The organism is Escherichia sp. HH091_1A, assembly GCF_030295175.1.
Lineage (GTDB): Bacteria > Pseudomonadota > Gammaproteobacteria > Enterobacterales > Enterobacteriaceae > Escherichia > Escherichia coli_F.
The window spans coordinates 4,858,699-4,871,463 of sequence record NZ_AP025747.1 but is presented as its reverse complement, the minus strand read 5'-3'; the positions used below and the strand labels follow the sequence as shown (position 1 = coordinate 4,871,463).

Sequence of the window (12,765 nt, the reverse complement as noted above, 5' to 3'; positions counted from 1 at the left end):
AAAGGGGAGCTAATGCTCCCCTTTCTTATTTTTCTGCACTACGCAGGGATATTTCACCGCCCATCCAGGGTTTTATTATTCCATCCTGCTCAAGCAATAAAGCGCCTTGTTTGTCTATTCCGCGTGAAATGCCAAATATTTCTTTATCACCAATGATAAGTTTCACTGGGCGATTAATAAAATTATCCAGTTTTTCCCAGCGCGAAAGATAAGGTGCCAATCCTTCTTGCTCGAAGAGTTCCAGCGCCGCACGTAATTCACGTATTAGCATGGCCGCCAACGCATTACGATCGAGATTGATCCCAGCTTCCTGCAGCGTGATCCACCCCTGATTAACGACACTCTCTTCAACACGACGCATTGCCATGTTGATCCCGGCACCAACGACTATTTGCGCCGCATCGCCAGTTTTGCCAGTCAGCTCCACAAGAATACCTGCCAGCTTGCGATCCTGCAGATAGAGGTCATTCGGCCATTTAACACGAACTTTATCAGCGCCCAACTTGCGTAATACTTCCGCCATCACGATACCGATAACCAGACTTAAACCAATCGCCGCAGCCGGGCCTTGTTCCAGACGCCAGAACATCGACAAATATAAGTTTGCGCCAAAAGGTGAAAACCATTTCCGACCTCGGCGACCACGTCCTGCCTGCTGGTATTCAGCAACGCAGGCATCACCCGATTTAAGCTCTCCGATACGATCAAGAAGGTACTGATTCGTGGAGTCAATAACTGGCAGCACGGCTACACTACCGCTATCCAGCTGACTCAATATCTGTTCAGCATTAAGTAACTGGATGGGCTCAGGCAGGCAGTATCCTTTACCCGGAACGGTAAAGACATCAACGCCCCAGTCACGCAGTGTTTGAATATGTTTATTAATGGCCGCCCGGCTCATTCCTAACGTTTCACCCAGCTGCTCACCAGAGTGAAATTCGCCATTCGCTAATAGCGTGATTAATTTTAGCGGAACGGTATTATCCTTCATGAAATCGTCTCCACTGCGCTAACTTCACCTGATGTACCAATAAAGCGAACTTCTGGCTCAAGCCAGACATTAAATTTTTCACCCACTTTCTGTCTTACATGATGTGCCAGCTGCACAATATCTTCGCTTTTTGCATTGCCTTCATTAATGAGAACTAACGCCTGTTGACGGTGTACCGCAGCCCCACCAATTTGTGTTCCTTTTAGCTGGCACTGATCGATAAGCCAACCAGCGGCCAGTTTTACTGAACCATCCGTCTGGGGATAATTTGGTGCTGTTGGAAATTGTGCCAGTAATTCTTTAGCCGTTTCGGCAGATACAACAGGGTTTTTGAAGAAACTACCGGCATTGCCATTCACTTTTGGATCAGGGAGTTTGGTGGTGCGCATATGACACACCGCATCAAATACTTGCTGTGGCGTTACGGTTGTAGGATCCAGACGAGTTAAGTCACCATACGTTAGTACAGGTTGCCACTCTTTTGGCAGGCGCAGACCTACGGCTACAATGGCGAAGCGGTCCTGGTATTCATGTTTAAAAATACTGTCGCGATAGCCAAAACGGCACTCTTTGGCAGTTAAGCGCACTTGCTTGCCTGTCGCCAGTTCAACACAGTCAACATAAGCGCAAACTCGCTGTAATTCTACGCCATAAGCACCAATATTCTGGATAGGTGATGAGCCGACACAACCAGGAATTAACGCCAGATTTTCCAGACCTGGCATACCTTCCTGCAAAGTGTATTTTACCAGGCGATGCCAGTTTTCTCCGGCTCCTACATGTAAATACCACGCATCAGGTTCATCATGAATTTCGATACCTTTGATCCGGTTGATGATCACCGTGCCGCGATAGTCTTCCAGAAAAAGTACATTACTTCCTTCACCCAGAATAAGAACGGGTTGCCCTTCTGCGGTTGCATGCTGCCAGGCATTGAGTAGTTGTTGTTCGTCTTCGGCACATACAATGTGCTGAGCATTATGATCAATGCCAAATGTGTTCCAGGGTTTTAAGGAGTGGTTCATAGCTGCTTTCCTGATGCAAAAACGAGGCTAGTTTACCGTATCTGTGGGGGGATGGCTTGTAGTTATGACGACAGGAAGAGTTTGTAGAAACGCAAAAAGGCCCAGTCTTCCGACTGGGCCTTTTGCTTAATTTGATGCCTGGCAGTTCCCTACTCTCGCATGGGGAGACCCCACACTACCATCGGCGCTACGGCATTTCACTTCTGAGTTCGGCATGGGGTCAGGTGGGACCACCGCGCTAAGGCCGCCAGGCAAATTCTGTTTCATCAGACCGCTTCTGCGTTCTGATTTAATCTGTATCAGGCTGAAAATCTTCTCTCAATCCGCCAAAACATCTTCGGCGTTGTAAGGTTAAGCCTCACGGTTCATTAGTACCGGTTAGCTCAACGCATCGCTGCGCTTACACACCCGGCCTATCAACGTCGTCGTCTTCAACGTTCCTTCAGGACCCTTAAAGGGTCAGGGAGAACTCATCTCGGGGCAAGTTTCGTGCTTAGATGCTTTCAGCACTTATCTCTTCCGCATTTAGCTACCGGGCAGTGCCATTGGCATGACAACCCGAACACCAGTGATGCGTCCACTCCGGTCCTCTCGTACTAGGAGCAGCCCCCCTCAGTTCTCCAGCGCCCACGGCAGATAGGGACCGAACTGTCTCACGACGTTCTAAACCCAGCTCGCGTACCACTTTAAATGGCGAACAGCCATACCCTTGGGACCTACTTCAGCCCCAGGATGTGATGAGCCGACATCGAGGTGCCAAACACCGCCGTCGATATGAACTCTTGGGCGGTATCAGCCTGTTATCCCCGGAGTACCTTTTATCCGTTGAGCGATGGCCCTTCCATTCAGAACCACCGGATCACTATGACCTGCTTTCGCACCTGCTCGCGCCGTCACGCTCGCAGTCAAGCTGGCTTATGCCATTGCACTAACCTCCTGATGTCCGACCAGGATTAGCCAACCTTCGTGCTCCTCCGTTACTCTTTAGGAGGAGACCGCCCCAGTCAAACTACCCACCAGACACTGTCCGCAACCCGGATTACGGGCCAACGTTAGAACATCAAACATTAAAGGGTGGTATTTCAAGGTCGGCTCCATGCAGACTGGCGTCCACACTTCAAAGCCTCCCACCTATCCTACACATCAAGGCTCAATGTTCAGTGTCAAGCTATAGTAAAGGTTCACGGGGTCTTTCCGTCTTGCCGCGGGTACACTGCATCTTCACAGCGAGTTCAATTTCACTGAGTCTCGGGTGGAGACAGCCTGGCCATCATTACGCCATTCGTGCAGGTCGGAACTTACCCGACAAGGAATTTCGCTACCTTAGGACCGTTATAGTTACGGCCGCCGTTTACCGGGGCTTCGATCAAGAGCTTCGCGTTACCGCTAACCCCATCAATTAACCTTCCGGCACCGGGCAGGCGTCACACCGTATACGTCCACTTTCGTGTTTGCACAGTGCTGTGTTTTTAATAAACAGTTGCAGCCAGCTGGTATCTTCGACTGATTTCAGCTCCACGAGCAAGTCGCTTCACCTACATATCAGCGTGCCTTCTCCCGAAGTTACGGCACCATTTTGCCTAGTTCCTTCACCCGAGTTCTCTCAAGCGCCTTGGTATTCTCTACCTGACCACCTGTGTCGGTTTGGGGTACGATTCGATGTTACCTGATGCTTAGAGGCTTTTCCTGGAAGCAGGGCATTTGTTGCTTCAGCACCGTAGTGCCTCGTCATCACGCCTCAGCCTTGATTTTCCGGATTTGCCTGGAAAACCAGCCTACACGCTTAAACCGGGACAACCGTCGCCCGGCCAACATAGCCTTCTCCGTCCCCCCTTCGCAGTAACACCAAGTACAGGAATATTAACCTGTTTCCCATCGACTACGCCTTTCGGCCTCGCCTTAGGGGTCGACTCACCCTGCCCCGATTAACGTTGGACAGGAACCCTTGGTCTTCCGGCGAGCGGGCTTTTCACCCGCTTTATCGTTACTTATGTCAGCATTCGCACTTCTGATACCTCCAGCATACCTCACAGTACACCTTCGCAGGCTTACAGAACGCTCCCCTACCCAACAACGCATAAGCGTCGCTGCCGCAGCTTCGGTGCATGGTTTAGCCCCGTTACATCTTCCGCGCAGGCCGACTCGACCAGTGAGCTATTACGCTTTCTTTAAATGATGGCTGCTTCTAAGCCAACATCCTGGCTGTCTGGGCCTTCCCACATCGTTTCCCACTTAACCATGACTTTGGGACCTTAGCTGGCGGTCTGGGTTGTTTCCCTCTTCACGACGGACGTTAGCACCCGCCGTGTGTCTCCCGTGATAACATTCTCCGGTATTCGCAGTTTGCATCGGGTTGGTAAGTCGGGATGACCCCCTTGCCGAAACAGTGCTCTACCCCCGGAGATGAATTCACGAGGCGCTACCTAAATAGCTTTCGGGGAGAACCAGCTATCTCCCGGTTTGATTGGCCTTTCACCCCCAGCCACAAGTCATCCGCTAATTTTTCAACATTAGTCGGTTCGGTCCTCCAGTTAGTGTTACCCAACCTTCAACCTGCCCATGGCTAGATCACCGGGTTTCGGGTCTATACCCTGCAACTTAACGCCCAGTTAAGACTCGGTTTCCCTTCGGCTCCCCTATTCGGTTAACCTTGCTACAGAATATAAGTCGCTGACCCATTATACAAAAGGTACGCAGTCACCCCATAAAGAGGCTCCCACTGCTTGTACGTACACGGTTTCAGGTTCTTTTTCACTCCCCTCGCCGGGGTTCTTTTCGCCTTTCCCTCACGGTACTGGTTCACTATCGGTCAGTCAGGAGTATTTAGCCTTGGAGGATGGTCCCCCCATATTCAGACAGGATACCACGTGTCCCGCCCTACTCATCGAGCTCACAATATGTGCATTTTTGTGTACGGGGCTGTCACCCTGTATCGCGCGCCTTTCCAGACGCTTCCACTAACACACACACTGATTCAGGCTCTGGGCTCCTCCCCGTTCGCTCGCCGCTACTGGGGGAATCTCGGTTGATTTCTTTTCCTCGGGGTACTTAGATGTTTCAGTTCCCCCGGTTCGCCTCATTAACCTATGGATTCAGTTAATGATAGTGTGACGAATCACACTGGGTTTCCCCATTCGGAAATCGCCGGTTATAACGGTTCATATCACCTTACCGACGCTTATCGCAGATTAGCACGTCCTTCATCGCCTCTGACTGCCAGGGCATCCACCGTGTACGCTTAGTCGCTTAACCTCACAACCCGAAGATGTTTCTTGCGATTCATCATCGTGTTGCGAAAATTTGAGAGACTCACGAACAACTTTCGTTGTTCAGTGTTTCAATTTTCAGCTTGATCCAGATTTTTAAAGAGCAAATATCTTAAACATGACTCGTAAGTCATCTTTAACGATATTAAGGTCGGCGACTTTCACTCACAAACCAGCAAGTGGCGTCCCCTAGGGGATTCGAACCCCTGTTACCGCCGTGAAAGGGCGGTGTCCTGGGCCTCTAGACGAAGGGGACGTATCAGTCTGCTTCGCAAGACGCCTTGCTTTTCACTTTCTATCAGACAATCTGTGTGAGCACTGCAAAGTACAGTTCTTTAAGGTAAGGAGGTGATCCAACCGCAGGTTCCCCTACGGTTACCTTGTTACGACTTCACCCCAGTCATGAATCACAAAGTGGTAAGCGCCCTCCCGAAGGTTAAGCTACCTACTTCTTTTGCAACCCACTCCCATGGTGTGACGGGCGGTGTGTACAAGGCCCGGGAACGTATTCACCGTGGCATTCTGATCCACGATTACTAGCGATTCCGACTTCATGGAGTCGAGTTGCAGACTCCAATCCGGACTACGACGCACTTTATGAGGTCCGCTTGCTCTCGCGAGGTCGCTTCTCTTTGTATGCGCCATTGTAGCACGTGTGTAGCCCTGGTCGTAAGGGCCATGATGACTTGACGTCATCCCCACCTTCCTCCAGTTTATCACTGGCAGTCTCCTTTGAGTTCCCGGCCGGACCGCTGGCAACAAAGGATAAGGGTTGCGCTCGTTGCGGGACTTAACCCAACATTTCACAACACGAGCTGACGACAGCCATGCAGCACCTGTCTCACGGTTCCCGAAGGCACATTCTCATCTCTGAAAACTTCCGTGGATGTCAAGACCAGGTAAGGTTCTTCGCGTTGCATCGAATTAAACCACATGCTCCACCGCTTGTGCGGGCCCCCGTCAATTCATTTGAGTTTTAACCTTGCGGCCGTACTCCCCAGGCGGTCGACTTAACGCGTTAGCTCCGGAAGCCACGCCTCAAGGGCACAACCTCCAAGTCGACATCGTTTACGGCGTGGACTACCAGGGTATCTAATCCTGTTTGCTCCCCACGCTTTCGCACCTGAGCGTCAGTCTTCGTCCAGGGGGCCGCCTTCGCCACCGGTATTCCTCCAGATCTCTACGCATTTCACCGCTACACCTGGAATTCTACCCCCCTCTACGAGACTCAAGCTTGCCAGTATCAGATGCAGTTCCCAGGTTGAGCCCGGGGATTTCACATCTGACTTAACAAACCGCCTGCGTGCGCTTTACGCCCAGTAATTCCGATTAACGCTTGCACCCTCCGTATTACCGCGGCTGCTGGCACGGAGTTAGCCGGTGCTTCTTCTGCGGGTAACGTCAATGAGCAAAGGTATTAACTTTACTCCCTTCCTCCCCGCTGAAAGTACTTTACAACCCGAAGGCCTTCTTCATACACGCGGCATGGCTGCATCAGGCTTGCGCCCATTGTGCAATATTCCCCACTGCTGCCTCCCGTAGGAGTCTGGACCGTGTCTCAGTTCCAGTGTGGCTGGTCATCCTCTCAGACCAGCTAGGGATCGTCGCCTAGGTGAGCCGTTACCCCACCTACTAGCTAATCCCATCTGGGCACATCCGATGGCAAGAGGCCCGAAGGTCCCCCTCTTTGGTCTTGCGACGTTATGCGGTATTAGCTACCGTTTCCAGTAGTTATCCCCCTCCATCAGGCAGTTTCCCAGACATTACTCACCCGTCCGCCACTCGTCAGCAAAGCAGCAAGCTGCTTCCTGTTACCGTTCGACTTGCATGTGTTAGGCCTGCCGCCAGCGTTCAATCTGAGCCATGATCAAACTCTTCAATTTAAAAGTTTGATGCTCAAAGAATTAAACTTCGTAATGAATTACGTGTTCACTCTTGAGACTTGGTATTCATTTTTCGTCTTGCGACGTTAAGAATCCGTATCTTCGAGTGCCCACACAGATTGTCTGATAAATTGTTAAAGAGCAGTGCCGCTTCGCTTTTTCTCAGCGGCGCGGGGTGTGCATAATACGCTTTCCCGCTACAGAGTCAAGCATTTTTTTGCTTTTCTCTGTTGAGATTCTCAGGAGAACCCCGCTGACCCGGCGGCGTGTTTGCCGTTGTTCCGTGTCAGTGGTGGCGCATTATAGGGAGTTATTCCGGCCTGACAAGAGGAAATTTAAAATAATTTTCCGACCGCGCAACATTCAACCAAATCAGTCTAAAACTGCCAGTTTTTCGAGCGTTTCGAAGCCGTAGCGCTGTAAAACGGGCAATAATTGTTCAGCTTCTGGCGTCATTGCCATACAAAAGGCAATATTCGCATCGGCGGATTTTGCATCCGGGGCTTCATGTTCTAACAACCATGCCGTTCGGCGAGCAATCGCTGCGCCAGAATCCACCAGCCGTGTTCCCTCTGGCAGCACTTGTAACAGTTCTTCTTGTAGTAGAGGGAAGTGGGTACACCCCAGAACAACGGTATCTGGTGGCTCTTTCATTCTTAACCACGGGCGCAAGATACGCTTTAGTGCATCCAGAGAAACATCTTCGCCATGCAGCTTCGCTTCAGCCAACTCAACCATCTCTGCCGAGCCCAGCATTTCTATCTGGCATTCATTAGCGAAACGCGCGATCAGCTCATGAGTATAAGAACGTTTAACTGTTCCGCGGGTTGCCAGTAATCCGACAATGCCATTAGCTGTCAGACGTGCCGCTGGCTTAATCGCCGGCACGACACCAACAACCGGGAAGTCGAACTTTTCGCGTAATGCAGGAAGTGAAACGGTACTGGCGGTGTTGCAAGCGACCACTGCCAGCGCAAGGGGATAGCGTTCTTGCACTGCGGTGACAATTGCCACCACTCGCTCAACAATAAACTCTTCGCTTTTTTCGCCATACGGGAAAGCGACGTTATCGAAAGCATAAATGTAATGGAGATCCGGTAAGAGATGCCGGATCTCGTCATAGACCGACAACCCACCGACGCCGGAGTCAAACACCAGCACGGTGGGACGTGGTTCAGAAGGTGTAGCTGCCAGACAAGGTGTATTCCCGTCCTGCAGTTTGGTAGCCATAGACTGTCTCATAATCTTTGTCGAACAGGTTGGCTATTTTACCACGAACTGTCAGGTGAGAGGTGACCGGATACGCAACCGCAAGATCCCACAAGCTCACACCGCCCATTTTCACGGTTTGATACGGCCAGGAGGAGTAATCCTTATCATAGCGAGTGCCTAAATACTGATAAGTAATACCCCAGTCGAAGTCATACAACTGCCAGTCGAGCTGGTATTTCACCTGCTGTTTAGCACGGCGTAACAACGGCGTGTCGGTAATTGCATTGCGCGCATCGACATAATCATAACTCACAGTATGCGTCAGTGGTCCGGTATCAAAATTGGCGATCGCCTCGACGCCCTTAATTCGCGCTTTCCCTTCGTTATAGTATTTCAGGGTGTGATCATCGTAATCGATCAAGTCACTGACATCGTTACGATATCCAGAAATACGCCAGTTCACCCCAGCGGTTAAGCCTTCAAACGCGCCTTCCCACTGTTTGCTTTTCTCAGGTTCCAGATTTGGATTTCCGTAGAAGCCATACAGTTGTCCAAGATTTGGTGCCTTATAAGATGTCCCGTAGGAAGCAATGAAGCGATAGCCTTCGATGAATTCCCAACCAGCGCTGGTTTGCCAGGTTCCATGACGACCAAACTGTGAGTTATCGTCGCTGCGTGCTGCGCCTTCAAAGGTAAAATCGCCGACTTGTTGCAGCCCGGTCAGATAGATGCCGGTATTACGTTGATCATATCCATCCTCAACATAACCTGTACCCGGCGTCGTAGTCTGTTTCTGCCAGTCGACACCCGCACCAATACTACCGTGACCAACGATGACATTGTTTGCCCACTGGACGGTGTATTGCTTCATCTCATCAAGCGTCGCCGACGAATCATAACGACCATAATGCGGATCGTAGTTGTAATCTTTGCTATGGCTATAGCTGGTAATGAGTTGTGATTTAATCAGTTCGCCGTTATAGCGCAGCCCGGCGTCCCAACTTTGGCTATAGAGTTTACGGGTATCGAGCAACGGTGAGCCGGGAGAATAATATGCGTCATAATTGGTACGGTTATCATAGCCATAGCCGCGCACAAAACCGCTCCAGACATCAGTAAAGTTATGCTCCAGCGCGCCATAAAGCGTTTTACTTAAAAAACCATCGTTATCTGGCTGAGCTTGCGTTCCGGTATTACCATAGGCGACAACATCATAACCATGAGTATGGGCATAATCGCCCAACAGCGTTACCCGTGTCTTATCTCCCAGTTGTTGCTGTGTAGAAACATCATAGTTCTGATAGCTATTGCTTCCCCACCCTGCTGAAATTTCCGTTCCGGGTTGATCGCGCGTCGTGATGATATTCACGACCCCACCTATTGCATCGGAACCATAGACGGCGGAGCGCGGCCCACGGATATATTCAACACGCTGGACAAGCGCAATAGGGAACTGGCTAAGGTCGGCAGAACCACTCACCCCCGCCAGATTCAGGCGGACGCCATCAATTAACACCAACACATGACTGGCATTTGTACCGCGAATAAAAATAGATGAGAGCTGACCTGAACCGCCGTTTTGGGTGATATCGACACCCGGAAGACGGCGCAGCACATCATTGACCGAGGTCGACTGCCAGCGGTCGATATCCTGACGCGTCACAACGGTGGTTGGTGCAAGCACAGTGCTGCGCGGCTGTTCAAAACGGTTAGCAGTAACGACGAGAGTATCCGGGCTGGTATCCTGTGCCCAAGCGGAAAAGGCTGTGACAGAACACGCCGTCAGCAGCGAAGCTTTTTTAATCATTGTAAAGCATCCACAATAGAAGAAGGATGCCGCAGGCTTCATCAATATTACGCGATGATGAGAACCAGATGCGACGTTAGCCGGCAGGTCTTCGGGCTTGGAGGGGTATATAAAATACTAAGAGATGATGACTTCCCACCGGATGGCAGTGTCCGCATAACGCAATCATCGCACCTTTCCTTACCGCTGCGCGTCAGCTCCAGATTTGCACTGGATTCCCTATTAACTCACAGGACCGGCGAGTGGATGCTACAGGTTGTAACAAGTTGCTGTCCAGACGTAGCTCACAAATAGGAATACATCAAGATCTGGACATCTGATGAGCAATCCCTACAATCGCCGCGTACATTTCATTTTCAGGATACATCATGACCCCCGAACACCTTCCAACAGAACAGTATGAAGCGCAGTTAGCCGAAAAAGTGGTACGTTTGCAAAGTATGATGGCGCCGTTTTCTGACCTGGTTCCGGAAGTGTTTCGCTCGCCGGTCAGTCATTACCGGATGCGTGCGGAGTTCCGCATCTGGCACGATGGCGATGACCTGTACCACATCATTTTCGATCAACAAACCAAAAGCCGTATCCGCGTGGATAGCTTCCCCGCCGCCAGTGAACTTATCAACCAGTTGATGACGGCGATGATTGCGGGTGTGCGTAATAATCCCGTTCTGCGCCACAAGCTATTCCAGATTGATTACCTCACTACGCTGAGCAATCAGGCGGTCGTTTCCCTGCTGTACCATAAAAAGCTGGATGACGAATGGCGTCAGCAGGCGGAAGCCCTGCGTGATGCACTGCGCGCGCAGAATCTGAATGTGCATCTGATTGGTCGGGCAACGAAAACCAAAATCGCGCTGGACCAGGATTACATCGACGAACGTCTGCCGGTCGCAGGGAGAGAAATGATCTACCGTCAGGTGGAGAACAGTTTCACCCAGCCGAACGCGGCGATGAATATTCAAATGCTGGAATGGGCGCTGGACGTGACCAAAGACTCAAAAGGCGACTTACTGGAGCTGTACTGCGGCAACGGTAACTTCTCATTAGCCCTGGCACGCAATTTTGATCGGGTATTAGCTACCGAAATCGCCAAGCCGTCGGTCGCTGCCGCGCAATACAACATTGCCGCTAACCATATTGATAACGTACAAATTATTCGTATGGCGGCAGAAGAATTTACTCAGGCGATGAATGGTGTGCGCGAGTTTAACCGCTTGCAAGGGATCGACTTGAAGAGTTATCAGTGCGAAACCATTTTTGTCGACCCACCGCGCAGCGGTCTGGACAGTGAAACCGAGAAAATGGTGCAGGCGTATCCACGTATTCTGTATATCTCCTGCAATCCGGAAACGTTATGCAAGAATCTGGAAACATTAAGCCAGACGCACAAGGTTGAACGTCTGGCTCTGTTTGATCAGTTCCCCTACACGCACCATATGGAGTGCGGCGTATTACTGACCGCGAAGTAAAATCTATGCCGGATGCGCCAGCATCCGGCATGATACCGATTACTCAGCAACTTCCTGCTTACGGTTACGCATCTTCGCGCCAATCCAGAACACCATAATGACGGACAGTACTGCCGGGAAGAAGTTAGAGCCGATATCCGGATATTCCGCACGAACTACCGTGCTGTACAGCAGTACGCCGAGAATAAAACAAGCAGCAGCCAGTCCAGGCAACCCAACCGGCATAGTGCGATTAAGGTAACGTTGATGCAGGCAGTAAACTGTCAACACCAGGGAAATAATCGGAAATACTGAAAATGGCACAATGGAGCTAAACAGCGCTGCGAAAGTACCATTAATCGATAAGCCAGCAACTAACGCCAGCAGCAGCGTACCTCTATCTTGATTTGCTTGTTTCATTACTCGTCCTTCACATTTCCCGGAATAATTGCGGTTTTCTCTTGTTCACGGCGATACCAGTAATAAGCCCCTTTCGAAATCATTCGCAGTTGCAGTACCAGTCGCTCTTCTAATTGCCGACGTTGTTCGACGCCGACGTCCAACGCCTCGGCCCCCGCACTGAAGACAATCGTCACCATTGCTTCGGCTTGCGCTTCAGTAAACGCACGCGGCATATGGTTTTCGAGTTCCAGATAGTCCGCAAGTTCCGCAATGAAGTGCTGAATTTCACGCGCAACGGCGGCACGAAACGCAGCGGAGGTGCCGGAGCGTTCCCGCAATAATAACCGGAAGGCGTTAGGATTATTACCGATGAACTCCATAAATGTGGAGACCGAGGTGCGGATCACACTCCCACCTTTGGCGATACGCTGACGCGCCTGGCGCATGAGTTGGCGCAGCATCAAACCGCTTTCATCAACCATGGTCAGACCAAGCTCGTCTACGTCGCGGAAATGCCGATAAAAAGAGGTGGGAGCAATACCGGCTTCACGCGCCACTTCACGCAAACTCAGGCTGGCGAAGCTGCGTTCAGCACTTAATTGGCTAAATGCGGCTTCCACCAGCGAACGGCGGGTTTTTTCTTTTTGTTGCGCTCTTACGCCCATCACGATGTCTGAATCCTTGCCAAAAGTACTGCTGGCACTATACCAGAGAATGAACATACTGGATTG

The 12,765-nt window shown here is 50.9% G+C and carries 7 protein-coding genes, 1 tRNA gene, 3 rRNA genes and 1 riboswitch; of the genes, 1 reads left to right on the top strand and 10 read right to left on the bottom strand.

The annotated features are described in order from the left end of the window. Nucleotides 1-25: 25 nt before the first annotated feature. The 8 genes from birA to btuB all read right to left on the bottom strand — a co-directional run bounded on the left by birA (nucleotide 26) and on the right by btuB (nucleotide 10,184). Nucleotides 26-991: a bifunctional biotin--[acetyl-CoA-carboxylase] ligase/biotin operon repressor BirA gene (birA, locus tag QUF14_RS24155; protein ID WP_000654641.1), complete on the bottom strand. Its 966-nt coding sequence runs from the start codon at nucleotides 989-991 to the stop codon at nucleotides 26-28. Further along, complete coding sequence (gene murB / locus QUF14_RS24150; protein WP_100733616.1) at nucleotides 988-2,016, bottom strand: UDP-N-acetylmuramate dehydrogenase; 1,029 nt, start codon at nucleotides 2,014-2,016, stop codon at nucleotides 988-990. The genes birA and murB overlap by 4 nt, the downstream gene beginning before the upstream one ends. 136 nt (nucleotides 2,017-2,152) lie before the next feature. Further along, nucleotides 2,153-2,268, bottom strand: a 5S ribosomal RNA gene (gene rrf, locus QUF14_RS24145). 95 nt (nucleotides 2,269-2,363) lie between these two features. Continuing rightward, nucleotides 2,364-5,268, bottom strand: a 23S ribosomal RNA gene (locus QUF14_RS24140). A 194-nt stretch (nucleotides 5,269-5,462) separates the two neighbouring features. Then, a tRNA-Glu gene (locus tag QUF14_RS24135) sits at nucleotides 5,463-5,538 on the bottom strand. 85 nt (nucleotides 5,539-5,623) lie between these two features. Then, nucleotides 5,624-7,165, bottom strand: a 16S ribosomal RNA gene (locus tag QUF14_RS24130). The 16S, 23S and 5S rRNA genes sit together here with 1 tRNA gene alongside, the layout of an rRNA operon. A 372-nt stretch (nucleotides 7,166-7,537) precedes the next feature. Further along, complete coding sequence (gene murI, locus QUF14_RS24125; RefSeq protein ID WP_001696387.1) at nucleotides 7,538-8,395, bottom strand: glutamate racemase; 858 nt, start codon at nucleotides 8,393-8,395, stop codon at nucleotides 7,538-7,540. After that, a complete protein-coding gene (gene btuB, locus QUF14_RS24120; RefSeq protein ID WP_052953702.1) occupies nucleotides 8,340-10,184 on the bottom strand; it encodes a TonB-dependent vitamin B12 receptor BtuB in 1,845 nt (614 codons plus the stop codon). Before btuB ends, murI begins: the two co-directional genes overlap by 56 nt. Before the next feature lie 65 nt (nucleotides 10,185-10,249). Further along, nucleotides 10,250-10,439: riboswitch (cobalamin riboswitch) on the bottom strand. A gap of 113 nt (nucleotides 10,440-10,552) precedes the next feature. Here btuB and trmA point away from each other — a divergent pair. Next, nucleotides 10,553-11,653, top strand: coding sequence for a tRNA (uridine(54)-C5)-methyltransferase TrmA (trmA, locus tag QUF14_RS24115; RefSeq protein WP_000187027.1), 1,101 nt, complete (start codon nucleotides 10,553-10,555; stop codon nucleotides 11,651-11,653). 39 nt (nucleotides 11,654-11,692) lie between these two features. Here the strand turns inward: trmA and QUF14_RS24110 are convergent, their stop codons facing one another. Both QUF14_RS24110 and fabR read right to left on the bottom strand, forming a co-directional pair. Then, complete coding sequence (locus QUF14_RS24110; protein ID WP_000806411.1) at nucleotides 11,693-12,052, bottom strand: YijD family membrane protein; 360 nt, start codon at nucleotides 12,050-12,052, stop codon at nucleotides 11,693-11,695. Then, nucleotides 12,052-12,702 (bottom strand): HTH-type transcriptional repressor FabR, encoded by a 651-nt coding sequence (gene fabR, locus QUF14_RS24105; RefSeq protein ID WP_001309117.1) that lies wholly within the window; start codon nucleotides 12,700-12,702, stop codon nucleotides 12,052-12,054. Before fabR ends, QUF14_RS24110 begins: the two co-directional genes overlap by 1 nt. Nucleotides 12,703-12,765: the final 63 nt, after the last annotated feature.

Coding starts and splice junctions, on each gene's coding strand:
- birA (WP_000654641.1), bottom strand. CDS start 991: ATGAAGGATAATACCGTTCCGCTAAAATTAATCACGCTATTAGCGAAT.
- murB (WP_100733616.1), bottom strand. CDS start 2,016: ATGAACCACTCCTTAAAACCCTGGAACACATTTGGCATTGATCATAAT.
- murI (WP_001696387.1), bottom strand. CDS start 8,395: ATGGCTACCAAACTGCAGGACGGGAATACACCTTGTCTGGCAGCTACA.
- btuB (WP_052953702.1), bottom strand. CDS start 10,184: ATGATTAAAAAAGCTTCGCTGCTGACGGCGTGTTCTGTCACAGCCTTT.
- trmA (WP_000187027.1), top strand. CDS start 10,553: ATGACCCCCGAACACCTTCCAACAGAACAGTATGAAGCGCAGTTAGCC.
- QUF14_RS24110 (WP_000806411.1), bottom strand. CDS start 12,052: ATGAAACAAGCAAATCAAGATAGAGGTACGCTGCTGCTGGCGTTAGTT.